This is a genomic window from Nocardia jinanensis, from assembly GCF_014645735.1.
Taxonomy (GTDB): domain Bacteria; phylum Actinomycetota; class Actinomycetes; order Mycobacteriales; family Mycobacteriaceae; genus Nocardia; species Nocardia jinanensis.
Window position 1 is genome coordinate 203,423 of the sequence record NZ_BMMH01000009.1, and the last position, 22,090, is coordinate 225,512.

Sequence of the window (22,090 nt, forward strand, 5' to 3'; positions counted from 1 at the left end):
TGCGGAGGTACGCCTGGAATCCCGGCGCGAGAGATGTACGCCACGGGCTCCCACCGGTGATATCGGTACCGTTCGATATTCCGGGTGGGCGCCGGTTCAGCCCAGCAGTACCGCGTACCCCGGTTTGATGATGTCGTCGATGATGCGCAGCCGCTCCGGGAACGGGATGAACGCCGACTTCATCGCGTTGATGGTGAACCGTTCCAGATCACTCCAGCCGTAGCCGAAGGTCTGGTGCAGTTTCAGCATCTCCCGGCTCATGGAGGTATCGCTCATCAGCCGATTGTCGGTGTTCACCGTCACCCGGAAGCGCAGCCGTGCCAGCAGGTCGAACGGATGCTTGTCCAGCGAGGGCACCGCGCCGGTCTGGACATTCGACGACGGGCACAACTCCAGCGGTACGCGGGTATCGCGCACATAAGCCGCCAGCCGGCCGAGCCGGGCATCCTCGATCGCGCCGGGCACCTCGATATCGTCGACGATGCGGACCCCGTGACCGAGCCGGTCACAGCCGCAGAACGCCAGCGCCTCATGGATCGACGGCAGGCCGAACGCCTCACCCGCGTGGATCGTGAAATGGGCGTTGCTGACCCGCATGTACTCGAAGGCGTCCAGATGCCGGGTGGGCGGGTATCCGGCCTCCGCACCCGCGATATCGAAACCGCAGACGCCCCGGTCGCGGAAACGGATCGCCAGTTCCGCGATCTCGCGGGACCGTGCCGCGTGCCGCATGGCGGTCAGCAGACAGCGCACCACGATGGGCTGCCCGGCCGCGGCGGCGGCCGCCTCGCCCGCGGCGAACCCGGCCAGTACGTGTTCGACCACCTCGTCGAGGGTCAGGTCCTGTTCGAGATGCTGTTCGGGCGCGAACCGCACCTCGGCGTAGACCACACCGTCCGCGGCCAGGTCTTCGGCGCATTCACGGGCCACCCGGTGCAATCCCGCGGGGGTCTGCATCACCGCGACGGTATGGGTGAAAGTCTCCAGGTAGCGTTCCAGCGAACCGCTGTCGGCCGCGTCCCGGAACCAGTGCGCCAGCGATTCGGCGTCCTGGGCGGGTAGGTCGTATCCGCAGTCCGCGGCCAGTTCGAGCACGGTGGCCGGCCGCAGACCACCGTCGAGGTGATCGTGCAGCAGAGCCTTCGGCGCCCGGCGCAGCGTTACGAGATCCAGCGGCAAGGGTCCGGTCATGTATCGACGGTATCGCCGAATGTCGCGCCGGTCAGCCGGATGCCCCGAAACGTTCCGCCTCTTCGGCTACCGCTCACCCGGAATTACCCCCGTGGTCAGCGGCCGGATGCGGATGCGGGTGCGCGGTACCGAGACCCGAGCGGGCGGGTGGGTGCCCGGAATGCCGGTGCGGGTTCCAGCGGTGGTCGCGGTGCCGATCGGGGCCGATCCGGTCGAGGACCAGTGGTCCGCGGGTGGGGCCGCCGGTGGATTCCGCGTCGACGGTGATCGTTTCGGCCAGTGCCTCGAACGCGCGGGGAAACGCTTCGGGGGTGTCGGTGTGCAGGGTGAGCAGGGGTTGCCCGGCGGTGACCCGATCGCCCGGTCCGGCGTGCAGCCGGATCCCCGCGCCGGCTTGGACGGGATCGCCCTGCCGGGCGCGCCCGGCGCCCAGCCGCCAGGCCGCGATGCCGACGCCGCGCGCGTCGAGGCGGGTCAGGATGCCGGAGGACGGGGCGGACAGGGTTTCGGTATGGGCGGCGGCGGGCAGCGGTGCGGCGGGGTCACCGCCCTGGGCGCGGATCATCGCCCGCCAGTGGTCCATGGCGCGGCCGTCGGCCAGCGCTTCGGCCGGGTCGGCGTCCAGACCCGCCAGTGCCACCATTTCGCGCGCCAGGGTCACGGTGAGCTCCACGACGTCGGCCGGTCCGCCGCCCGCGAGCACCTCCACGGCTTCGGCGACTTCGAGTGCGTTGCCCGCGGTGCGGCCCAGCGGAGTGTCCATCGCGGTGAGCAGGGCCACGGTCTCGACACCGGCATCGGCGCCGAGTTCGACCATGGCGGTGGCCAGCGCGTATGCCTCCTCCCGGGTGCGCATGAACGCGCCCGAGCCGACCTTCACATCGAGTACCAGAGCGGCGGTGCCCTCGGCGATCTTCTTGCTCATGATCGAAGCGGCGATCAGTGGGATGGACTCGACGGTGCCGGTGGTGTCGCGCAGCGCGTAGAGACGTTTGTCGGCGGGAGCCAGGTCGGCACCGGCCGCGCAGACCACGCAGCCGGCGGCCGGGTCGGTGAGGATCTCGCGCATCCGGTCCGGCCCGATATCGGCCCGCCAGCCGGGGATCGATTCCAGTTTGTCCAGGGTGCCGCCGGTATAGCCCAATCCGCGTCCGGACAGCTGCGGCACCGCGGCGCCGCACGCCGCCACCAGGGGAGCCAGCGGCAGGGTGATCTTGTCACCCACGCCGCCGGTGGAGTGTTTGTCCACCGTCGGCCGGGGGAGATCGGTGAAATCCAGGCGGCGGCCCGATCGGAGCATGGCCTCGGTCCAGCGCGCGGTCTCACGGCGATTCATCCCGCGCAGCACGATCGCCATGGCCAGAGCGGCCATCTGCTCGTCGGCCATTTCGCCCCGGGTGAAAGCGGCTATGGCCCAATCGATCTGCGCGTCGGACAGTTCGCCGCCGTCGCGTTTGGCGCCGATGATCGATACCGCGTCGTGTGCCGTCACGCCCTCAGTCTGGCAGCGTCGGTGTTGCGGTGCCGGGGTTCGGCGGGGCGGCGCTACTCCTGGAGGGCGCGCAGCGTTTCGAGGCGGTGCTGCACCGTGGGGCCGGTCGGGGTGACGATGATCTCGTCCGCGCCGGTGTCCTTCGCCAGTGTCTCGAGCCGGTCGAGGACCTGATCGCGAGTGCCGATCGCCTGGTCGGCATTGCGGTCGTCGACGAACGCGTTCTCCGCGTCCGACCACGCGTACTCCTGCGCTTCGGCCAGCGTCGGGATCCGCTGGGGTAGTTGCCCGGTACGCATCCGCAGCTGGACCAGGCTCTGCGGAAGGGTTCGCAGGCGGGCCTCCGCCGCGGAATCGGCGACCACGGTCGCCACGGCCAGCATCGAATGCGGTTCGCTGAGCACCTCGGAGGGCCGGAACTCGCTGCGATACAGGTCGAAGACCAGCGGGGTGTTGCGCCCACCGGCGAAATGATGGGCGAAGGCGAACGGCAACCCCATCATGGCGGCCAGCCGGGCACTGAAATCACTCGAACCGAGCAGCCACATCTCGGGGGAGTCGCCGTGGCCGGGCACCGCCTGGATACGGTCGCCCTGCCCGCCGCGCAACGGCGGAATCGTCCCGAAGTAGGCCAGCAGTTCCACCACCTGTTTCGGGAAGTCCTCCACGGCCTCGGCCGCGGCACCGCGCCGAATGGTCGCCGAGATGAGCGGATCGGTACCGGCGGCGCGGCCCAGCCCCAGGTCGATGCGGTCGCCGTAGAGCGCGACCAGGGTGCCGAACTGTTCGGCGACCACCAGCGAGGAGTGATTGGGCAGCATCACTCCGCCGGAACCCACCCGGATCCGTTCGGTCGCCGCGGCCACCGCGGCGATCAGCACCGGCGGCGCCGAGCTGGCGATTCCCGGCATCCCGTGGTGCTCGGCCACCCAGAACCTGCGGAACCCCAGCCGCTCGGCCTCGCGGGCGACGGTGAGGGTGTCGGCGAGCGCCTGCCGATGCGATCCATCGGCGGCGACGGCGGCCAGGTCGAGGACGGAGCGGGGAACTGTCATACCGGGACCAACCCGTGCGATAGCGCGAGGATTCCACAGCTTCCAGGGCTGGGTGTCGACCGGTGCACTTTCCTGCTGCCGATTCCGCCGCGGCGCGACCTCACCGCGTGCCTCCGACGGACCCGCCTGCCGTCGGGCCGGAGTTCGGCGGCAGGTATTCGATCCGGAAGCGCGGTGTCGGCTCCGGCCAGCGGCCAGGTAGCCAGGTAGCCGGAGTTCGGCGGCAGGTATTCGATCCGGAAGCGCGGTCTCAGCTCCGGCCGGCGGCCAGGTCGCCGGGGCCGAAGGCGTCGGCCAGTAGCCGTCCCAGCTGGACCGGCCCGTCCCGGTGGTCGACCAGCAGTTCCTTTCCGCCGAATTCGTAGAGCACCTGGCGGCAGCGGCCGCAGGGCAGCAGGACCTCCCCCCGGGAGTCGCAGACCGAGACCGCGATCAGTCGCCCGCCGCCCGCGGCTCTGTTGTTGCCGACCAGCACGCATTCCGCGCACAGCCCCAGCCCGTAGGAGACGTTCTCGACATTGCAGCCGACCGAGACCGCGCTGCCGTCCCAGCCGGCCGCCCCCACCGGAAACCCGGAGTAGGGGGCGTAGGCGCGTCGCATCGCGATATGCGCGCTGGTGCGGAGAAGATTCCAATCGATATCCATTGCTGCTCCCGCGTCCGTGGGCGACCCATCGGGTCCCGACCCAGCCTGCCGTATCACCGTGTCCGCTGCGCGGTTGCGCGCACGATCCGCTCCGACCGGATGTGAAACACGTCGTATCGCTCGGAGATATGTAATGTGCCCGGCCGCCCGGTCCGGGGCCCGTCACCAGGAAGGTGCGAATGACGCTTCCCAGGTTCCTCATCGTCATGGTGTATTCGAAACTGCTGTTGTCCAAGCTCGACGCCTACGGCAAGGTCGAGGTGCGGTTGGAGTACCGGATCGTGCCCGATCACGAGGCCGATCCCACCATCGGCAAGTACCCGCAGAGCGCACTGGCCAGCCAGGCCCTGCTCGGGCGGGTGCCCGGCGATATCGTCGATACCGTTTTCAACTACGAAGCCGTGCGGCTGCGGGTCGAGTCGATTCACGAAGGCGACTGATCCGCGGGGGTCCACCGGCGGCCCGGCTCCCGTACAACGGCCGGTGGACCCGAATTTCTCGCTCGGCACGGACCTCGCAGCACCTCCGGGCCGGTGTCCTGCTCGCAATTCCGCCGATATTGCCGAAAAGCCTTTCGCGCGGAGGCGATCTATCGGCTACTCTCGAGTAACTTGTCCTCGTGAACTGAGACATTTTGCACATTGCCGCCGCGCGCAATGGCGACATCGACATTGTGAGCTCGCGTGCGCGTCGTAAATCGCACGCCGGGATCGCTCGCCTGCGTGACGATGTGAAATGCGCTGCACACCAGGGATTTGCGGAACAATACGGTGCCGCGCCAGGGTTCTGGAAGTAGGTGATGAAGGGCGCGACGAACCCGCCGCGGAACCCCTCCACCGCCTGACAAAGGTAAACCTAACCTGCGTGATCTGGGCGCAACGCGCCGCACGCCGAATTAGTTCCCCGATTGTCGGAGGATTAGAGTCCAGAACAGATCGGTTCAGGTTCGGCGGCGGCGAGCCCATCGACAGCGGCCCCGGAGTCGGCCCCTGTCGGCCGTGGGTTGGTACGCCACCGAAATCCCGGCCCGCCACACCGGTGCCGGGTCTGCGACCGGGTCCATCAACGATGTTGGAGGCACCGAAACTCTATGGCCACGATAGAAGCTCCGGCTCAGCCGAAGCGCAAAACGCTGTACCGAGGCGACCCCGGAATGTGGTCCTGGGCCCTGCACCGGATCACCGGTGTCACGGTTTTCTTCTTCCTTTTCGTGCACGTCCTGGACACCGCGCTCGTACGGGTCAGTCCGGAGATGTACGACGACGCGATCGCGATCTACAAGACCCCGATCGTCGCGCTCATGGAGATGGGCCTGGTCTTCTGTGTGCTGTTCCACGCGCTCAACGGAGTGCGAGTGATCCTGGTGGACTTCTGGTCCAACGGTCCCCGCTATCAGAAGCAGATGCTCTGGGGCATCATCGGGCTGGTGGTCGTGCTCCTGGTGCCCTCGATCGGCCGCATGTTCTACCTACTGTTGACGGAGCACTGAGCCATGTCCGCACCTGTTCTCGGTAAGTCCCACGACCGTCCGGCGAGCCTGGATCTGCCCCGCTCCCCGCGTTCGCACGCCAGCGGGAACTTCGAGAAGTACGCGTGGCTGTTCATGCGCTTCTCCGGCCTCGCGCTCATCGTGCTGGTCTTCGGCCATATGACGATCATGCTGCTGCTCGACGGCGGCGTTAAACGGCTGAACTTCGCCTTCGTCGCCGGCCGGTGGTCCAGCCCGTTCTGGCAGATCTGGGATCTGGCCATGCTGTGGCTGGCGCAGCTGCACGGCGGCAACGGTGTGCGCACCGTGATCGCCGACTACTCGCGCAAGGATTCGACCCGGTTCTGGCTGAACACGCTGCTGGTGCTGTCGATGATCCTGATCATGGGCGTGGGCACCTACGTCATCTTCACCTTCGACCCCAATATCAGTTAGGAACGGGCCACCTCGCATGAGTGAGCGCAGCGAACGAACCGACGCCGCAGGTGAGAGCAGCGAACGAACCAGCGGATCCGTTGAATCCCGACCTGTTCAGGAGCACCGCTACGACGTCGTGATCGTCGGCGCCGGCGGCGCGGGTATGCGTGCGGCCATCGAGGCCGGCCCGCGGGCGCGTACCGCGGTGCTGACCAAGCTGTACCCCACCCGCAGCCACACCGGCGCGGCGCAGGGCGGTATGTGCGCGGCACTGGCCAACGTCGAAGAGGACAACTGGGAGTGGCACACCTTCGACACCGTCAAGGGTGGTGACTACCTGGTCGACCAGGACGCGGCGGAGATCATGGCCAAAGAGGCGATCGACGCGGTGCTGGACCTGGAGAAGATGGGTCTGCCGTTCAACCGCACGCCCGAGGGCAAGATCGACCAGCGCCGGTTCGGCGGGCACACCCGTGACCACGGCAAGGCCCCGGTCCGGCGTGCCTGCTACGCCGCCGACCGCACGGGTCACATGATCTTGCAGACGCTGTACCAGAACTGCGTCAAACACGACGTCGAGTTCTACAACGAATTCTACGTGCTGGACCTGGTACTGACCGATACCGATCGCGGCCAGGTCGCCACCGGCGTGGTCGCCTACGAGCTGTCCACCGGTGAGCTGCACGTCTTCCACGCGAAGTCGATCGTCTTCGCCACCGGCGGTTCGGGCCGGATGTACAAGACCACCTCCAACGCGCACACGCTCACCGGTGACGGTATGGCGATCGTGTTCCGCAAGGGGCTGCCGCTCGAGGATATGGAATTCCACCAGTTCCATCCGACAGGTCTGGCGGGTCTGGGGATCCTGATCTCCGAAGCGGTTCGTGGTGAGGGCGGCATCCTGCGCAACGCCGACGGCGAGCGTTTCATGGAGCGCTACGCGCCCACCATCAAGGACCTCGCGCCGCGCGATATCGTCGCCCGCTCGATGGTGCTCGAGGTGCTCGAGGGCCGCGGCGCCGGACCGAACAAGGATTACGTCTACATCGACGTGACCCACCTCGGCGAGGATGTGCTCGAGGAGAAACTGCCCGATATCACCGAGTTCGCCCGCACCTACCTCGGTGTGGACCCGGTGAAGGAACTGGTGCCGGTATTCCCCACCTGCCACTACGTGATGGGCGGTATCCCCACCCGGATCGAGGGTGAGGTGCTCAAGAACAACACCGATATCGTGCCCGGCCTGTACGCCGCCGGCGAATGCGCCTGCGTCTCGGTGCACGGCGCGAACCGCCTCGGCACCAACTCGCTGCTCGATATCAATGTGTTCGGCCGCCGCGCGGGTATCGCCGCCGCGGAATACGCACACCGCGCCGAATTCGTCGAGATGCCGGAGCAGCCGGCGCAGATGGTGCAGGACTGGCTGACGCTGATCCTGTCCGACCACGGCAACGAGCGGGTCGCCGATATCCGCACCGAACTGCAGCGGTCGATGGACAACAACGCCTCGGTGTTCCGCACCGAGGACACCCTCAAGCAGGCTCTCACCGATATTCACGCGCTCAAGGAGCGCTACGCCCGGATCACGGTGCAGGACAAGGGCAAACGCTACAACAGCGATCTGCTCGAGGCCGTCGAGCTCGGCTTCCTGCTGGAGCTGGCCGAAGTCACGGTGGTCGGGGCGCTCAACCGCAAGGAGTCGCGTGGCGGGCACGCGCGCGAGGACTACCCGGACCGCGACGACGTGAACTTCATGCGGCACACGATGGCCTACAAGGAGGGCGCGGATCTTCTCTCCGATATCCGGCTCGACTTCAAGCCGGTGGTGCAGACCCGTTACGAGCCGATGGAGCGTAAGTACTGATGACCGCTGTAGCCGAGAATCCGACGGCCGCGAACCCGGCGCCGGTCCCCGAGGGGTCGACCATGGTCACCGTCAAGGTGGCACGGTTCAACCCGGAGGACGGTCAGGGCCAGCGCTGGGAGTCGTTCCAGGTGCCCGCGCTGTCGACGGACCGATTCCTGAACCTCCTCATCTACATCAAGTCCTATCTGGACGGCACTCTCACCTTCCGGCGCTCCTGCGCGCACGGCGTGTGCGGGTCCGACGCGATGCGGATCAACGGGGTCAACCGGCTGGCCTGCAAGGTTCTGATGAAGGACATGCTGCCGAAGAACGGTAAGCCGGTCACCATCAGTGTCGAGCCCATTCGCGGCCTGCCGGTCGAGAAGGATCTGGTCGTGGACATGGAGCCGTTCTTCGACGCGTTCCGGGCGGTGAAGCCGTATCTCATCACCTCCGGTAACGAGCCGACCTACGAGCGGATCCAGAGCCAGGCCGACCGGGCCCGGTTCGACGACACCACCAAGTGCATCCTGTGCGCCTGCTGCACCACCTCCTGCCCGGTGTACTGGACCGACGGCAGCTACTTCGGCCCGGCCGCGATCGTGAACGCGCACCGCTTCATCTTCGACAGCCGTGACGAGGCCGCCCGGGAGCGCCTGGACATCCTCAACGAGGTCGACGGTGTGTGGCGCTGCCGCACCACCTTCAACTGCACGGATGCCTGCCCGCGCGGTATCGAGGTCACCAAGGCCATCCAGGAGGTGAAACGGGCTCTGCTGTTCGCGCGCTGAGCCCGCGCCTGCCGACAGAACCGCTCCCGTGCCCAGCACGGGAGCGGTTCTGCTTTGCCGGTCATTTGTATTCAGTCACACGAACTTGATAATTCGGGTACCCGAACTTACCATTTCGAATGGAAGGCGGTGGTTCGGAATGCAGGTGTTTCCCCGGATCGCCGCTGTGCTCGCGGCCTGCGGCCTCACCGTCGTGCTCACCGCGTGCGATACGTTCCACCTGCCGCGCACCGGTGAGCCGGTCGTCGCCACCACCTTCACCGTGCTGGCCGATATCGCCTCGAATGTCGCGGGCGGGTACGTCGAAGTCCAGTCGCTCACCAAACCCGGTGCCGAGATCCACGGCTACGAACCCACGCCGGGCGATATCAAACGCGCCGCCAAGGCCGACCTCATCCTGGACAACGGAATGAACCTGGAGGCCTGGTTCGGGCAGTTCGTGGCCGATCTCGATGCCGAGCACGTCACCGTGAGCGAGGGAGTCGCCTCGGTGCCGATCACCTCCGACGCCTACGCCGGAAGACCCAATCCGCACGCCTGGATGTCGCCGCTGAACGTGCGGACCTACGTGGACAACATCGTCACCGCCTTCTCCCGGCTCGTCCCCGAACACGCGGCGATCTTCCGGGCCAACGGTGACACCTACAAACAGCAGTTGCAGCAGGTCCACGACGAGCTCGTCGCCGACCTCGCCACGCTGCCGCGACGCCAACGCGCGCTGGTCACCTGCGAAGGCGCCTTCTCCTACCTGGCCCGCGACGCCGGGCTCTCGGAGTACTACATCTGGCCGGTCAACGCCGAACAGCAGGCCACCCCACAGCAGATCACCCGGGTGATCGAATATGTCCGTGACCACGAGGTCCCGGCGGTGTTCTGCGAATCCACCGTCTCCGACGCCCCGATGCGCCGGGTGGTCGAGGCCACCGGGGCACGGTTCGGCGGGGTGCTCTACGTGGACTCGCTGTCGGCCGCCGACGGCCCGGTGCCGACCTATCTGGACTTGATCCGGCACGACGCCGAGACCATAGCCGCAGCACTCACCGGGAGCAGGTCATGACAGTCCCCGCGATCGACGTCGACGGCGTCACCGTCTACTACGGCGAAGTCCAGGCACTGGACCAGGTCCGGCTGACCGTGGACGCCGGCCGCGTGTGCGCGCTCATCGGGATGAACGGGTCCGGTAAATCGACCCTGTTCAAAACCCTGATGGGGATGATCACCCCGGATCGCGGCACCGTCCGGATCGGCGGTGCCAAACCGGTGGCGGCCCGGCGGGCCGGTCTGCTCGGTTATGTACCGCAGAACGAGGCCGTGGACTGGTCGTTCCCGCTGTCGGTGCGCGATGTGGTGACCACCGGCCGGTACGGGCGGATGGGGTTCACCCGGCGCGCGAGCCGGGCCGATCGGGCCGCGGTGGACGAGGCGCTGGCGCGAGTGGAACTGACCGATCTCGCCGACCGCCAGATCGGGCGGCTCTCCGGTGGTCAGCGCAAACGCGCGTTCGTCGCCCGGGGTATCGCGCAAGGCGCGCGGATCCTGCTGCTCGACGAACCGTTCGCCGGAGTGGACAAGCGGTCCGAGGCGACGATTACCGGCCTGCTGAAGGAACTCACCGCAGACGGGGCGACCGTGCTGATCTCCACACATGATCTGCACGCCCTGCCCGGATTGGCCGACGAAGCCGTGTTGTTGATGCGACGCGTACTCGTACACGGCGCCCCCGAGGAGGCCCTGCGGCCGGAGAACCTCGCTCTCGCCTTCGGCCTCGATGTCATCGGACAGCGGTGAGTGTGATGGACCTGCTCGAATTCCTCCTCGAACCGATGCGTTACGCGTTCATGGTGCGCGCGCTCACCGCCAGCGTCGTCGCGGCGATCGTCTGTGGTCTGCTGTCCTGCTGGCTGGTACTGGTGGGCTGGTCCCTGATGGGGGACGCCGTATCGCACGCGGTATTGCCGGGAGTGGTGCTCGCCTATATCGCGGGGGTCCCGTTCGCCGTGGGTGCGGTGATCTTCGGGTTCCTCGCGGTCGGGTTGATCGGATTGGTCCGCGATACCAGCCGGGTGAAGGAGGACGCCGCCATCGGCATCGTGTTCACCACCCTGTTCGCGTTCGGTCTGGTGCTCATCTCAGTGACCCCGAGCAATACCGATCTCAACCACATCATCTTCGGCAACCTGCTGGGTGTGAGCCAGGAGGAGCTGGTCCAGATCGCCGGGCTGGCCGCTCTGGTCTTCGCCGCGCTCGTGCTCAAACGCCGTGATTTCACGTTGTACGCCTTCGACCCCACCCACGCGTATGCGCTCGGGCTGAGCCCGCGGGTCCTGGGTGCGACCCTGCTCGGCCTGCTCGCGCTGACCTCGGTGGTGGCGCTGCAGGCGGTGGGCGTGATCCTCGTGGTCGCGATGCTGATCACCCCCGGCGCGACGGCCTACCTGCTCACCGATCGGTTCGGGCGGATGCTGGTGATCGCCCCCGCGCTGTCGGCGATCTGCGCTGTCACCGGCCTGTACGTGAGCTACTACGCGGATACCGCGCCCGGCGCCACCATCGTGCTGGCCCAGGGCGCGGCGTTCACCGTCGTGTACCTGTTCGCGCCGCGGCAGGGGCTGATCGGTTCCAGGTTGGCCGCCGGGCGTCGCCGGGCCCGCGGCGCGTCCGCGGAGACTCCCACCGAAGTTGCTGTCGAATCGGGCTCCTGAGCGGCTTCACGGGAAGGCATCCTCGAACGGGGCGGCTCGCCGCCAGTTCTCGCCCGCGAGCACCACATGGTCCAGGAAGCGCAGACCCACCGTCCGCGCCGCCACGGCCAGCAAGGTGCTGGCACGGCGGTCGTCCGGGCTGGGGGTCGGATCGCCGGAAGGGTGATTGTGCGCCAGCGCGAAGGCCCGGCCGTCGTGACGCAGGACCGTGTTCAGGATTTCGCGGACCGGTACGGCCACCTCGTCGATGGCACCCTCGGCGACGAAGACCCGCTGCCGCGGCCGATTGCGCGCATCGCAGATCAGCACCAGTAGCCGCTCCACCCGGGCGCCCGCGAACAGCGGTGCGGCTTCCCGGGCCACATCGCCGGCCCGCAGCAGTGGAACCGGAGCCTGTGTACCGGCGCGGGCCCGGGCGGCGAGCTGGAACGCGGCGGCGATCGCCGCGGCCTTGGCCACCCCCACCCCGGGCTGGCGCAGCAGTTCCTCCGGGCGAGCCGAGGCCAGCCCGCCGACTCCGCCGAACGCGGTGAGCAGCGCGAACGCGAGTTCGACAGCGTTCTCGCCGCGGCGGCCCTGGCCGAGCAGCAATGCGAGCAATTCGCCGTCGTTCAACGCCTGCGGGCCGAGCGAGCTCAGACGTTCGCGCGGTCGCTGCGCCACGGGCAGATCGGTGATCGGTACCGGCATGAATCCCCCTCCAGACTCCGTACGTCCGGATCATGCCAGCGGGGACCGACAATTTTCGGCGGCTTCGGTCAGGTCGGCGAGCTGCGGGGGCGGGATCAGCCGTCGACCGCCGCGGGCTGAGGGGAACGGTCGAGTGCCGACGCGGCCAGCCGTTCGAAATGCCGTAGCTGGCGCTCGTGCACCACGATCCGGCGCAAAGCCTCGTGAATGGTCGCCTTGCTCGTCGCCGTGCCCATGATGGCCCCGGCAGCCACCAGCAGGTCCTGATCCAGCTCGATCCGCACTGTCGGCATGCGTCCTCCTTCGTACATCCGCCCTGGTGCTACGGCGTGGCGCCGACACCCCGGCAAGCCGGGCGATGGCTACGCAAACGAACGCCGCTGGCCCGTCAGTTTGCCCAGTTGCCGCCGGTTTATCGACCGAATGTCACGCCGTGTGTCCACATCGAGACCTAATCGGGCACGGCTGGGCAGAGCCCATCGACAGACCGCGCGGCAGGAGCGAAGGCCGAGGTACGCCTGACAGCGCGGTGCCCGGCCCTGCGCCGGTACCGCCGCCGCGGTCGGCCCCGGTCATCGGGTCAGAGCGGAGTGAGCCGGGACTCGAAATTGCGTTCGAGTTCGCGCCAGGCGCGAGATTCGGCGTCGAAGGGCGGGTTGGGCGCCATCCGGGTCGGATCGGGGTTGAGCAGGTAGGACACGTACCACCCGAGCGGGGTCGACTTGGCCAGGGCCCGCTCCACCGCATCGTCGTCGGCGTAGTCGGCGGCATCGGAGAACAGCTCCAGCACCAGGTCCAGCTGCTCGGTATCCACCGCTTCCGGTCCCTCGGCCAGGTCGTCGGCCAGGCCGGGAAGCACGTAGACGTTCTCCTCGGTGACCTCGACCTCCAGCGACCCGTCGATGGCCGCCGTCTGCACTTCGGCGTAGGTGCTGATCCGGGACAGATCGTGCTCGTGGTCGTCGGCGAGATACCGTGCAAGTGCACGTTCACTGCCGAACACCGAGATGGAGTTCTCGGTGCCGAGGAAAATCGGTTCGTCGTCGAGGTAGCAGCGCAGGGTGAAGTACTCGGTATCGGCCGTCACGATCTTGACGGGGTCGATGCCCACTTCCTCCCAGAACGTGAGTTCCGCGTCGTCATCGTCGTCCGCATCGTCCTCGTCCAGATCGACGGGTTCGAAATCGCTGTCGTCGTCGGTATCGGCCGCATCGTCGGCGTCGACCACGTTCTCCTCGGCGGCCAGCAATTCGGCCTCGGCCACGGCGACGGCCTCAGCGTCGACCTCGGGCACCCGTACCACCGAATCGATGGCATCGAGCACATCGTCCCAGCTCTTGGCCACCGCCGCGCCGATCCGATCCCACAGCTCCTCGCCTTCTCGACCCGCGAACATATGGGTGCCGCCGGCCAGCGCCCCCAGCGACGGGTGCGAACCGAAGAATTTGGTGACAGTATCCAGTTCGCAGACTTCGCCGATATTGCGCACCATGGCCAAGGTGTCTTCCAACTCGGCGACGGTGTCCACATCGGGTTCACCCGCGGCCAGTTCCGGCACCCCGACCAGGTCGAAGGAGTAGTTGTCGTCGGGCTCGAGCTCGGCCGCCGCCAGGCCCGCGACCACCTTCCACGCCGGATGATCGATCAGGTCGTTATCGGAGTCGGTCCGGATGAAGGCCGCTAGTTCGGCCACGGACTCGAAGCCGTAGAGGGCATCCTCATGCCCTAGGAACGCCTCCCACTCGTCGTCACCGTCACGCCAGCGCGGTGCCCACAGGGTGACAAGATCGCCGTCGGTCAAACCGAGCTCGATCGGGACGATGTCTCCAGAAGCCATACGCGGAAGCCTAATAGGTCCGGCTGGGCGGAGCCCACCCCTGGTTCGCGCACGGCCTCGGCGGAGGCGGCGGGACGCCCCTCCGCGGGCCGCGCAAGGCCGTGACGCGAACGGAAATGCGTTCGGTCTGTTGCCCGATCAGGTGCCGTCGGGTCCGGTTCCGGTCGTCTCGACCACTGCCTGCGGGGCCGGTGTGAACGATTCGTTCAGCGTGGCAACAACCTCCGAGCGGCGGCCGCCCGCATCCTCGGCGGCCTGCCGGCACGCCGAGATGATGAGTTGTGCCGCTTCGGTGGGCGGTAGCGCGGTCACTGCTTCGGTCAGCTGCAAATTCACCAGCGCGCCGTCGCTGTCGACCTCGGCGGTGATCATGCCGTCCTCGGTGCTGAAGTGGCCACGGACCTGTTTGAGTCCGTACAGCGCCGCTTCGAGCGCCTCGAGTTTCCGCGTGGCGCCGGCGACCAGGGCGTCCATCTCCGCGCTCATACATGCCTCCTGGATACGAGCGGGGATCCGCCGTGGTGGTACCGCGTACTCCGGGTGCTCATACCGGCCTCATCCAGCTGGTCCGGCCGGTATCGGCATCGTCCATCCGGTCCAGTTCGTCGACCGCCTGCTGCCGGGTGGGCAGTCCGAGCCGGTCCAGGATCTCGGCGGGCATCCCGTTCTCCGCGAGCATTTCCCGGCGCTTGGCCTTGGCGGCGATGGTGGAACGGCGGGTCAGGCGCAGGATCTCGTCGGCGAGAGCCTGTGCGCCGTAACGGTATTCACTTCGTTCGAATTTGATCTCCACCGGCATGCCCTGGTCGGTGGCGCGTACCGACAGGGTGCCGGCCCGATTGCGGCTCGCCGCCATCGTGACATTCGGCACCTCGGGAACCTGCTGCTCACTCATAATTCTGTCCACTCGTCATGATCGGATGTCCGCGCCCCCGGAACGGGTGCCCTCTGCTGCGTGCGTTTCATTCCGTGGGCCGGTAGAACCCGAGGAATTCCATCCCGCTGTTCTCCGTCCGAACCGAACTGATCTGCACCGGATCACCGGCCTCGATCAACTGCCCGTTGCCGATCACCATCGCCACGTGGCCGTCCCATACCGCCAGATCGCCCGGAGCGAGGTCACCGGGCGACACCGGGGTGGCCCCATTGGCCTGCTCGTGGGCCAGCCGGGGGATCTCCACACCGGCCTCGCCGTAGGCGTATTTGGTCATACCGCTGCAGTCCAGCCCGGAGCCCGGGGTGTTGCCACCCCAGACATACGGTGTGCCCAGGGTGCCCAGCGCCGACTTGACCGCGGTGGCAGCCTTCTCGTTCGGTGCCTCCACCACGCTGCCGTCCGGCAGGGTGACCTTCACACCTTCGCCCTCGGCGGTGGCACCCGCTGCGGTGGTCGTCTTCTTGGGGGTCCCGGAGCTGGTGGTGGAGCCGCTGGGGCTCGACGACATGGCGGTGCTCATCATCGAGCCGGCCACTCCGGCCGCATTGCTCAGGCCCGAGGCCACGGTGGAAACGGCCTGGGTACTCACCGGCGCGGTACTCGCCGCCGACGGGGTGGTCGGTGGCGGGGTGAGTTCGTTCATCGATGCGGTCTGGGTCTGCAAGTCGTTCTGTACCCGGCCCACGACGCCCAACGCTTGGCCCAGATGGTCGATCGCGGACCCCACCAGCAGCGATATACCCGCCGGGGTACCCAGGGCGGGTGCCGCCGCGGCGGCGGTGTTCACGAACGACTGCGCGATGGCGGTCAGGTCTTTGTTGCCGGTCTCCACATGAGCCGCGGCCTGGCCCATCACCGTCGCCATCTCGTTGCCGCGATCGGAGATGGTCGCGGCAGACGTCTGGACGCGCAACGCCTTGGAGGTCGCGGCGTCCGCGCCGGTGCCGTCCCAGGCGGTGTTCATCTGGTTGATTCCGTTGCGGCCCAGCGAGTGGACCTGATCGATGGCCGTGGACGCGGCGCGTAGCGCGTCGCCGGGGCCCCCGGTGGCCAGCGCGCCGGTGCCGAAACTGGCGAGTAGATCGAAAATCGGCTTGGCCAGCGTATTGATATCGATCACCGGGTCACTCCCCGGCGGCACCGCGCAGGGCGGCCGCGTTGCTGGTATCGGCCTCGGCGTAACTCACCGCGGCCACGCCCGCCGCTCCGCTCATCGTGCCCAGAACCGCGGACAATTGGCCGATCGTCGCCATATGACCGGCGTGCGCGGACGCGTACGCCGCCAGGAAATCGCCACCGATCAACCCGAAGATCGGCCCCAGGATCGTGGGCGCCGCACCCGATGCCCCGGTCCCCGCCGCGGCGAGTTCGGCGGCCATCACCCCGGCGGTGGTGCCGTAGGCCGCGATGCCCTGGGCATCGGCTGAGATGTTCACCATCAGAGGTTCCCCCATCGACTTCGTTAACGGGCAGAGTATGTCATCCACCGGTTTCGACGCATCGGCTTCCCGCACGGTTCCCCGAAAACCGAACCCGTGGAAACTCGCGGCGAGGCCACCCCGCTCGCCCCTTCGACTTTATCGTTCCCTCATGCGCACGCACACGCTGGATCATCCGCTCGTGGCGATACTGCTCACCACGCTCCGCGACGAACACACACCCGATCCCGCCTTCCGGGCCGCCCTGCGGGATCTGTCCAGACTCCTGGTCTACGAGGCGCTGCGCGACGCTCCCGTGGAACATTTCGACATCACCACCCCGGTCGCGGCCACCCTGGGTGTGCGGCTGGCCCGGCCGCCGCTGCTGGTACCGGTGCTGCGGGCCGGACTCGGCATGGTCGGCGCGGCCACCGATCTGATCCCCGACTCGCAGGTGGGGTTCGTCGGTGTCGCCCGTAACGAGGAGACCCACCGGCCGGTGCCGTATCTGCAGTCATTGCCCGACGATCTCTCGGCGACGCCCGTCATGGTCCTGGACCCGATGCTGGCCACCGGCGGATCCATGTTGCACACACTGGGTCTGCTGGCCGACCGCGGCGCGCTCGACATCACCGCCGTCTGCGTGGTGGCGGCTCCGGAAGGGATAGCGGCACTGGCGGGTTCGGGTTATCCGGTCCGGCTGGTGACAGCCGTGATCGACGACCGGCTCAACGACGACGCCTATATCGTGCCCGGGCTCGGAGACGCCGGGGACCGGCAGTTCGGGCCACGCTGAACTCGTTCAGCCGGCCAGTGTGCGGCAGTAGGCGCGCAGCTCCGAAAGCTGCTCCCGCGCGGTATCGCGGCCGGTTCGCAACCCGGCGGGACCGGACACCCGGTGGACCACCTCCAGATAGCATTTGAGTTTCGGTTCGGTGCCCGAGGGCCGGACGACCATGCGCACTCCGTCACCGGTGAACACCAGTGCGTCGGTACGCATCCGGCCTCGCGACGCCGACATATCGGTGTATTCGACCGCGGTTCCGGCCAGTGTCCGCGGTGGTGCGGCACGCAACGCGTTCACCACCTCGGCGGCCGCCCGCTGGTCCGGCAGGCGTAGCGAGACCTGATCGCCGGCGTGCACCCCGAATTCGACCGCCAGATCGTCGAGTTCGTCGTACAGGGTGCGACCGCTGGCGCGCAGGCGCGCCACCAGATCCGCGGCCAGGACAGCCGCGGAGATTCCGTCTTTGTCGCGGACGGTGGCCGGGTCCACGCAGTGGCCGATGGCCTCCTCGTACGCGTACACCAGTCCGTCGCCCGCGCGGGCCAGCCATTTGAACCCGGTGAGGGTTTCGGCGTAGCGGGCGCCTCGCGCCGGAGCCAGCCGCGACAGCAGCCGCGACGAGACGATCGTGGTGGCGACCAGCGCGTCCGGCGCGGCGGTGCGCAGCACATCGTCGGCCAGTAGCACCCCGGTTTCGTCACCGCGCAGCATCCGCCAGCCGTCCGGTGTGGGTACGCCCAGCGCGCAGCGGTCCGCGTCGGGATCCACCGCGATCGCGAGATCGGCATCCACCCGCTCGGCCAGCCGCAACAGCAGATCCGCCGCCCCCGGTTCCTCGGGATTCGGGAAAGCCACCGTCGGGAAATCGGGGTCGGGCGCGAATTGTTCGGCCACCGCGTGGATATCGGTGAACCCGGCCGACTCGAGCGCGTGCACGGCGGTGGCGCCACCGACCCCGTGCATCGGTGTGAAAGCGATACGGATCCCGGCTCGTTCCCCGTCACCGCCGATGAGGCGCGGCAATTGCGCGACCCGCGCCAGGTAGTGCGATAGAACTTCGCTGCCCGACGTGGCCACCGGGTTCCGGTCGATCGGTTCGGTGACCGCTGCAATCCGCTGTTCGATCTCGGTATCGGCGGGTGGTGCGAGCTGGGTGCCGCCGTCCACGAACACCTTGTAGCCGTTATCGCCCGGCGGATTGTGGGACGCGGTGATCTGAACGCCCGCTACCGCGCCGGATTCGCGTACGGCGAAGGCTGTCACCGGGGTCGGCAGTGGTTCGGGCAGCCGGGCCACGGCGAAGCCGGCCGCGGCCAGCACCTCGGCGGTGACTTCGGCGAACTCCGCCGACCCGTGCCGGGCGTCCCGGCCGACCACCACCCGGCCGCCGCCGAGACAGCGGTCCCGCAGCCAGACCGCGAGCCCGGCCGTGGCCCGGGCCACGGTGGTCTCGTTCATTCCGTCCGGCCCGGGAGCCAGTGGCCCGCGCAATCCCGCTGTGCCGAAGGTCAGCATCTACAGCTGCTCCAGCAGGCCGCGCAGCAGTTTGCCCAGACGCGGCGCGGCCGCGCGCCCCTCGGCCAGTACCTCGGCGTGGGTGAGCGGCGCCCCGGTGACCCCGGCCGCCAGATTGGTCACCAGTGAGATCCCGAGCAACCTGACTCCCAGAGCGCGCGCGGCGATGGCCTCGAGCACCGTCGACATCCCCACCAGATCGGCGCCGATCGTGGCCAGCATGCGGATCTCGGCGGGGGTCTCGTACTGCGGTCCGGTGAGTCCGGCGTACACGCCCTCGGTGAGGTCGGGGTCGACGCGGTGGGCGAGATGGCGCAGCTCCGGATCCCAGGCATCGACCATATCGACGAACGAGGCCCCGGTCAGCGGAGTCGTCCCGGTGAGATTCAGGTGATCCCGCACCAGCACCGCCTCACCGACCCGCAGACCCGGCCGGATACCGCCGGCCGCATTGGTGAGGATCACCGTCTCCGCGCCCGCCGCCACCGCGGTACGCAACGGATGCACAACCTCCTCGGCGGAATGACCTTCGTACAGGTGCTGTCGCCCCATCAGAACCAGGGTGTCGGTACCGCCGACCGATACCGAGACCACCCGCCCGATATGGCCCTGCGCGGTCGGTGCGGCGAACCCGGGTAACTCCGGCATCGGGATCTCGGCGTTCGGGGTCCCGAGTTCGGCGACGGCGTCCTGCCACCCCGAACCCAGCACCACTGCGACCCGGTGTCGATCCACCGACGACCGGGCCGCGATCTCCTCGGCGGCCTCTTCGGCAAGCATGGCGGTCAGTGTATGGCCTCGCGCACCGCCGGCCCGCCCGAACCGCCTGCGCCGGTCGGGGCTCCGGCGCCCACCGGCGCCCACTCGCCGGCCCGTAGCCGATACGCTGCACAGATGCCGTACCTGGAACGTGATGGGAACGTTTTCGTGCTGTCGCTGGGCAATGAGGGCCAGACCGACAGCGAGAACCGCTTCAGCCACGAGTGGATAGACGAGACGCATGCGCTGCTGGACACGGTGGCCGCCAGTGAGGGGCCCGCCGCGCTGGTCACCACGGCCACCGGGAAGTTCTTCAGCAACGGGCTCGACACCGACTGGCTGTTCGCGAATCTCGACCGGATGCACGGCTACCTCGACCGCGTGCACAGCGTATTCAGCCGGATCCTGGCCTTCGGGCTGCCCACCGTCGCCGCCGTCAACGGCCACGCGTTCGGCGCCGGGGCCATGCTCGCGACCTCGCACGACTTCCGGGTGATGCGCGCCGATCGGGGATTCTGGTGCCTGCCCGAGGTGCATCTGGGGATGCCGTTCACCGTCGGGATGAACGCCCTGCTCAGCAGCCGGTTGACCAACCAGGTGGCGCTCACCGCGATGACCACCGGGCACCGTTTCGGCGCAGCGGAAGCGCTCGCGTCGGGGATCGTCGACGATATCGCCGACGCCGAGGTGTTACGCGCCGCCGCGGTGGAGCGGGCCGCGGGGCTGGCCGCCAACCGGACACCCAGCCTGCCCGCCATCAAACGTTCTCTGCACGCCACGGCCCTGTCCGGGCTGGCGGTGCCCACCACTCCCGATAACCTGGCATTCGCCTCGAACTAGCGTCGAACGAGCCCGCCGGGCAGCGGCCGGAACGTGTCCGCCCCGCCCGATGCGCGAGTGCGGCGCGGATGCCGTCGCGCACGGATCCGGCCGCGGTGCGAAACTGGAGGATACGGCTGTTCCCCGGGGGATAGCGGAACCGCCGGTATGTACCGCGGCCTCGGTCGCGGACGATACGTGTACGGATGCCCCGTACACGTGCGGAAGTGGTTCACAGCTGCTCGTTCTACGACAGGAGGACATTCGGTGAGCACAACCGGCCGTACGGTGCGAGACGGACAGGACGCGGTGACGGCGTGGCTGGCCGAGCACACGGTCGATCTCGTTCAATGGCGCAGGCACATCCACGCCAACCCGGAGTTGTCCCGCACCGAGTTCGCGACCACCGAATTCGTCGGCACCTGGCTGACGAAGGCCGGGCTCTCGTTCCGGGTGCTGCCGACCGGTACCGGCCTGATCTGCGATATCGGTCCCGAGAATGTGCCGCGTATCGCGTTACGCGCCGATATGGACGCGCTGGCGCTCCAGGAGTTCACCGGCCGGCCCTTCGCCTCCACGGTTCCCGGCGTCTCTCATGCCTGTGGCCACGACGCGCACACCAGCATCCTGCTCGGCACCGCCCTGGCTCTGGCCGACCTCGACCTGCCGGTAGGTGTGCGGCTGATCTTCCAGCACGCCGAGGAGGTCATGCCCGGAGGTGCCATCGATATGGTCGCCAATGGTGCCGTGAGCGGCGTGGACCGGGTGTTCGCCCTGCACTGTGACCCTCGTCTGGAAGCCGGACGCGTGGGTATCCGGGTGGGTGCCATCACCTCCGCCGCCGATACTGTCGAACTGGTCCTGGACTCACCCGGCGGGCATACCTCGCGACCGCACCTCACCAGCGACCTCGTCTACGCCATCGGCACGGTCATCACCGGCCTGCCCGGCCTGCTCACCCGCCGCATCGACCCGCGCACCAGCACGGTCATGGTGTGGGGAGCGGTCAGCGCCGGTAAAGCACCCAACGCGATCCCGCAGACCGGCATGCTCACCGGCACCGTCCGCACCGGCGACCACGCCACCTGGGCGCTGCTCGAACCGATGGTGCGCGAAATCGTCGACGGCCTGCTCGCCCCCACAGGCGTGCGCTACCAGCTCGACTACCGCCGCGGCGTGCCACCGGTGGTCAACGACGAACAATCGGTCCGCATGTTCAGCGACGCGGTACGTGCCATCGGCCCCGACGCCCTCGCCGACACCCCCCAGTCCGGCGGCGGCGAAGATTTCTCGTGGTATCTGGAGGAAGTGCCGGGTGCTATGGCCCGGCTCGGTGTCTGGTCCGGCGAGGGCCCGCAGCTGGACCTGCACCAGCCGACGTTCGATATCGACGAGCGAGCGCTGCCGGTGGGGGTGCGGACGCTGACCAATATCGTCCTCCAAGCCGGGCAGGAACTGATCTGAGCTCGGGTCACCCGGTGAGCTGCGGGAGCGGCTCACCGGGCGACATGATCGCCGGCCCGTAGCGCACTTGCGGAGTCGTGTGCCTACCCGGGCTGATCAAGGTGCGGCACCTCCCGCGATGTGGGTGCCGAGAGCCGGCGGAGCAAACGGATCGTGCTGGGCTAGCCGTCCCAGGCGTCTCCGGAGAGCACGGCCCCGGCGCCCCCGCACATACCTTCTGTCCACTCCGGATGGT

The 22,090-nt window shown here is 68.1% G+C and carries 24 protein-coding genes; 11 read left to right on the forward strand and 13 right to left on the reverse strand.

The window, feature by feature from the left end; all coding sequences use genetic code 11:
- Positions 1 to 96 precede the first annotated feature (96 nt).
- The 4 genes from IEY68_RS21640 to IEY68_RS21655 all read right to left on the reverse strand — a co-directional run bounded on the left by IEY68_RS21640 (position 97) and on the right by IEY68_RS21655 (position 4,384).
- On the reverse strand, positions 97 to 1,191 hold the full coding sequence (locus IEY68_RS21640) for an adenosine deaminase (protein ID WP_062998804.1): 1,095 nt from the start codon (positions 1,189 to 1,191) through the stop codon (positions 97 to 99).
- Between the two features lie 73 nt (positions 1,192 to 1,264).
- Positions 1,265 to 2,683, reverse strand: coding sequence for a thymidine phosphorylase (locus IEY68_RS21645; protein ID WP_189094425.1), 1,419 nt, complete (start codon positions 2,681 to 2,683; stop codon positions 1,265 to 1,267).
- A 53-nt stretch (positions 2,684 to 2,736) separates the two neighbouring features.
- On the reverse strand, positions 2,737 to 3,738 hold the full coding sequence (locus IEY68_RS21650; RefSeq protein WP_062998802.1) for an LLM class flavin-dependent oxidoreductase: 1,002 nt from the start codon (positions 3,736 to 3,738) through the stop codon (positions 2,737 to 2,739).
- 250 nt (positions 3,739 to 3,988) lie between these two features.
- Complete coding sequence (locus IEY68_RS21655) at positions 3,989 to 4,384, reverse strand: cytidine deaminase (RefSeq protein WP_062998800.1); 396 nt, start codon at positions 4,382 to 4,384, stop codon at positions 3,989 to 3,991.
- A 179-nt stretch (positions 4,385 to 4,563) separates the two neighbouring features.
- Between IEY68_RS21655 and IEY68_RS21660 the strand changes: the two genes are divergently transcribed.
- The 8 genes from IEY68_RS21660 (at position 4,564) to IEY68_RS21695 (ending at position 11,629) form a co-directional block, all read left to right on the forward strand.
- The gene (locus IEY68_RS21660; protein WP_062998798.1) at positions 4,564 to 4,824 is read left to right on the forward strand and encodes a GreA/GreB family elongation factor; all 261 of its coding nucleotides are present in this window, start codon (positions 4,564 to 4,566) and stop codon (positions 4,822 to 4,824) included.
- Positions 4,825 to 5,474: 650 nt separating this feature from the next.
- Positions 5,475 to 5,873, forward strand: a complete 399-nt coding sequence (gene sdhC / locus IEY68_RS21665) for a succinate dehydrogenase, cytochrome b556 subunit (protein WP_189094426.1) — start codon at positions 5,475 to 5,477, stop codon at positions 5,871 to 5,873.
- A 3-nt stretch (positions 5,874 to 5,876) separates the two neighbouring features.
- Entirely contained in the window at positions 5,877 to 6,308 is a 432-nt protein-coding gene (locus tag IEY68_RS21670) for a succinate dehydrogenase hydrophobic membrane anchor subunit (RefSeq protein ID WP_062998793.1), read from the forward strand.
- A 16-nt stretch (positions 6,309 to 6,324) separates the two neighbouring features.
- Entirely contained in the window at positions 6,325 to 8,154 is a 1,830-nt protein-coding gene (gene sdhA, locus IEY68_RS21675; RefSeq protein ID WP_189094427.1) for a succinate dehydrogenase flavoprotein subunit, read from the forward strand.
- Positions 8,154 to 8,927: a succinate dehydrogenase iron-sulfur subunit gene (locus IEY68_RS21680; RefSeq protein WP_062998791.1), complete on the forward strand. Its 774-nt coding sequence runs from the start codon at positions 8,154 to 8,156 to the stop codon at positions 8,925 to 8,927. The genes sdhA and IEY68_RS21680 overlap by 1 nt, the downstream gene beginning before the upstream one ends.
- Positions 8,928 to 9,066: 139 nt before the next feature.
- Positions 9,067 to 9,984, forward strand: a complete 918-nt coding sequence (locus tag IEY68_RS21685; protein WP_189094428.1) for a metal ABC transporter substrate-binding protein — start codon at positions 9,067 to 9,069, stop codon at positions 9,982 to 9,984.
- Positions 9,981 to 10,715: a metal ABC transporter ATP-binding protein gene (locus IEY68_RS21690; protein WP_062998789.1), complete on the forward strand. Its 735-nt coding sequence runs from the start codon at positions 9,981 to 9,983 to the stop codon at positions 10,713 to 10,715. The genes IEY68_RS21685 and IEY68_RS21690 overlap by 4 nt, the downstream gene beginning before the upstream one ends.
- 5 nt (positions 10,716 to 10,720) lie before the next feature.
- A complete protein-coding gene (locus IEY68_RS21695) occupies positions 10,721 to 11,629 on the forward strand; it encodes a metal ABC transporter permease (RefSeq protein ID WP_062998852.1) in 909 nt (302 codons plus the stop codon).
- Positions 11,630 to 11,635: 6 nt separating this feature from the next.
- Here the strand turns inward: IEY68_RS21695 and IEY68_RS21700 are convergent, their stop codons facing one another.
- The 7 genes from IEY68_RS21700 to IEY68_RS21730 all read right to left on the reverse strand — a co-directional run bounded on the left by IEY68_RS21700 (position 11,636) and on the right by IEY68_RS21730 (position 16,532).
- Positions 11,636 to 12,319, reverse strand: coding sequence for a JAB domain-containing protein (locus tag IEY68_RS21700; protein WP_189094429.1), 684 nt, complete (start codon positions 12,317 to 12,319; stop codon positions 11,636 to 11,638).
- A gap of 95 nt (positions 12,320 to 12,414) precedes the next feature.
- Positions 12,415 to 12,612 (reverse strand): type II toxin-antitoxin system VapB family antitoxin, encoded by a 198-nt coding sequence (locus tag IEY68_RS21705; RefSeq protein ID WP_062998787.1) that lies wholly within the window; start codon positions 12,610 to 12,612, stop codon positions 12,415 to 12,417.
- A 287-nt stretch (positions 12,613 to 12,899) separates the two neighbouring features.
- Entirely contained in the window at positions 12,900 to 14,156 is a 1,257-nt protein-coding gene (locus tag IEY68_RS21710) for a SatS C-terminal domain-containing protein (protein WP_062998786.1), read from the reverse strand.
- A 138-nt stretch (positions 14,157 to 14,294) separates the two neighbouring features.
- A complete protein-coding gene (locus tag IEY68_RS21715; RefSeq protein WP_062998784.1) occupies positions 14,295 to 14,642 on the reverse strand; it encodes a YbaB/EbfC family nucleoid-associated protein in 348 nt (115 codons plus the stop codon).
- 58 nt (positions 14,643 to 14,700) lie between these two features.
- Positions 14,701 to 15,051, reverse strand: coding sequence for a hypothetical protein (locus IEY68_RS21720; protein WP_062998782.1), 351 nt, complete (start codon positions 15,049 to 15,051; stop codon positions 14,701 to 14,703).
- Between the two features lie 67 nt (positions 15,052 to 15,118).
- A complete protein-coding gene (locus IEY68_RS21725; RefSeq protein ID WP_062998848.1) occupies positions 15,119 to 16,213 on the reverse strand; it encodes a C40 family peptidase in 1,095 nt (364 codons plus the stop codon).
- A gap of 4 nt (positions 16,214 to 16,217) precedes the next feature.
- Complete coding sequence (locus IEY68_RS21730) at positions 16,218 to 16,532, reverse strand: type VII secretion target (RefSeq protein WP_062998846.1); 315 nt, start codon at positions 16,530 to 16,532, stop codon at positions 16,218 to 16,220.
- 151 nt (positions 16,533 to 16,683) lie between these two features.
- Between IEY68_RS21730 and upp the strand changes: the two genes are divergently transcribed.
- Entirely contained in the window at positions 16,684 to 17,307 is a 624-nt protein-coding gene (gene upp, locus IEY68_RS21735; protein ID WP_062998780.1) for a uracil phosphoribosyltransferase, read from the forward strand.
- A 6-nt stretch (positions 17,308 to 17,313) separates the two neighbouring features.
- Here upp and IEY68_RS21740 read toward each other — a convergent pair whose 3' ends face one another.
- Both IEY68_RS21740 and IEY68_RS21745 read right to left on the reverse strand, forming a co-directional pair.
- The gene (locus tag IEY68_RS21740; protein WP_189094430.1) at positions 17,314 to 18,813 is read right to left on the reverse strand and encodes a phospho-sugar mutase; all 1,500 of its coding nucleotides are present in this window, start codon (positions 18,811 to 18,813) and stop codon (positions 17,314 to 17,316) included.
- A complete protein-coding gene (locus IEY68_RS21745; protein ID WP_062998844.1) occupies positions 18,814 to 19,593 on the reverse strand; it encodes a purine-nucleoside phosphorylase in 780 nt (259 codons plus the stop codon).
- A gap of 114 nt (positions 19,594 to 19,707) precedes the next feature.
- On the opposite strand from IEY68_RS21745, the gene IEY68_RS21750 reads away from it, so the two are divergent.
- Both IEY68_RS21750 and IEY68_RS21755 read left to right on the forward strand, forming a co-directional pair.
- Positions 19,708 to 20,412: an enoyl-CoA hydratase/isomerase family protein gene (locus IEY68_RS21750; protein ID WP_062998776.1), complete on the forward strand. Its 705-nt coding sequence runs from the start codon at positions 19,708 to 19,710 to the stop codon at positions 20,410 to 20,412.
- A gap of 288 nt (positions 20,413 to 20,700) precedes the next feature.
- Positions 20,701 to 21,855: a M20 family metallopeptidase gene (locus tag IEY68_RS21755; RefSeq protein WP_373292998.1), complete on the forward strand. Its 1,155-nt coding sequence runs from the start codon at positions 20,701 to 20,703 to the stop codon at positions 21,853 to 21,855.
- The last annotated feature ends 235 nt before the right edge of the window (positions 21,856 to 22,090 follow it).

Coding starts and splice junctions, on each gene's coding strand:
- IEY68_RS21730 (WP_062998846.1), bottom strand. CDS start 16,532: ATGGTGAACATCTCAGCCGATGCCCAGGGCATCGCGGCCTACGGCACC.
- IEY68_RS21700 (WP_189094429.1), bottom strand. CDS start 12,319: ATGCCGGTACCGATCACCGATCTGCCCGTGGCGCAGCGACCGCGCGAA.
- IEY68_RS21685 (WP_189094428.1), top strand. CDS start 9,067: ATGCAGGTGTTTCCCCGGATCGCCGCTGTGCTCGCGGCCTGCGGCCTC.
- IEY68_RS21680 (WP_062998791.1), top strand. CDS start 8,154: ATGACCGCTGTAGCCGAGAATCCGACGGCCGCGAACCCGGCGCCGGTC.
- upp (WP_062998780.1), top strand. CDS start 16,684: ATGCGCACGCACACGCTGGATCATCCGCTCGTGGCGATACTGCTCACC.
- IEY68_RS21740 (WP_189094430.1), bottom strand. CDS start 18,813: ATGCTGACCTTCGGCACAGCGGGATTGCGCGGGCCACTGGCTCCCGGG.
- IEY68_RS21750 (WP_062998776.1), top strand. CDS start 19,708: ATGCCGTACCTGGAACGTGATGGGAACGTTTTCGTGCTGTCGCTGGGC.
- IEY68_RS21720 (WP_062998782.1), bottom strand. CDS start 15,051: ATGAGTGAGCAGCAGGTTCCCGAGGTGCCGAATGTCACGATGGCGGCG.
- IEY68_RS21655 (WP_062998800.1), bottom strand. CDS start 4,384: ATGGATATCGATTGGAATCTTCTCCGCACCAGCGCGCATATCGCGATG.
- sdhA (WP_189094427.1), top strand. CDS start 6,325: ATGAGTGAGCGCAGCGAACGAACCGACGCCGCAGGTGAGAGCAGCGAA.
- IEY68_RS21650 (WP_062998802.1), bottom strand. CDS start 3,738: ATGACAGTTCCCCGCTCCGTCCTCGACCTGGCCGCCGTCGCCGCCGAT.
- IEY68_RS21695 (WP_062998852.1), top strand. CDS start 10,721: ATGGACCTGCTCGAATTCCTCCTCGAACCGATGCGTTACGCGTTCATG.
- IEY68_RS21640 (WP_062998804.1), bottom strand. CDS start 1,191: ATGACCGGACCCTTGCCGCTGGATCTCGTAACGCTGCGCCGGGCGCCG.
- IEY68_RS21710 (WP_062998786.1), bottom strand. CDS start 14,156: ATGGCTTCTGGAGACATCGTCCCGATCGAGCTCGGTTTGACCGACGGC.
- IEY68_RS21670 (WP_062998793.1), top strand. CDS start 5,877: ATGTCCGCACCTGTTCTCGGTAAGTCCCACGACCGTCCGGCGAGCCTG.
- IEY68_RS21705 (WP_062998787.1), bottom strand. CDS start 12,612: ATGCCGACAGTGCGGATCGAGCTGGATCAGGACCTGCTGGTGGCTGCC.
- IEY68_RS21715 (WP_062998784.1), bottom strand. CDS start 14,642: ATGAGCGCGGAGATGGACGCCCTGGTCGCCGGCGCCACGCGGAAACTC.
- IEY68_RS21660 (WP_062998798.1), top strand. CDS start 4,564: ATGACGCTTCCCAGGTTCCTCATCGTCATGGTGTATTCGAAACTGCTG.
- IEY68_RS21745 (WP_062998844.1), bottom strand. CDS start 19,593: ATGCTTGCCGAAGAGGCCGCCGAGGAGATCGCGGCCCGGTCGTCGGTG.
- IEY68_RS21690 (WP_062998789.1), top strand. CDS start 9,981: ATGACAGTCCCCGCGATCGACGTCGACGGCGTCACCGTCTACTACGGC.
- sdhC (WP_189094426.1), top strand. CDS start 5,475: ATGGCCACGATAGAAGCTCCGGCTCAGCCGAAGCGCAAAACGCTGTAC.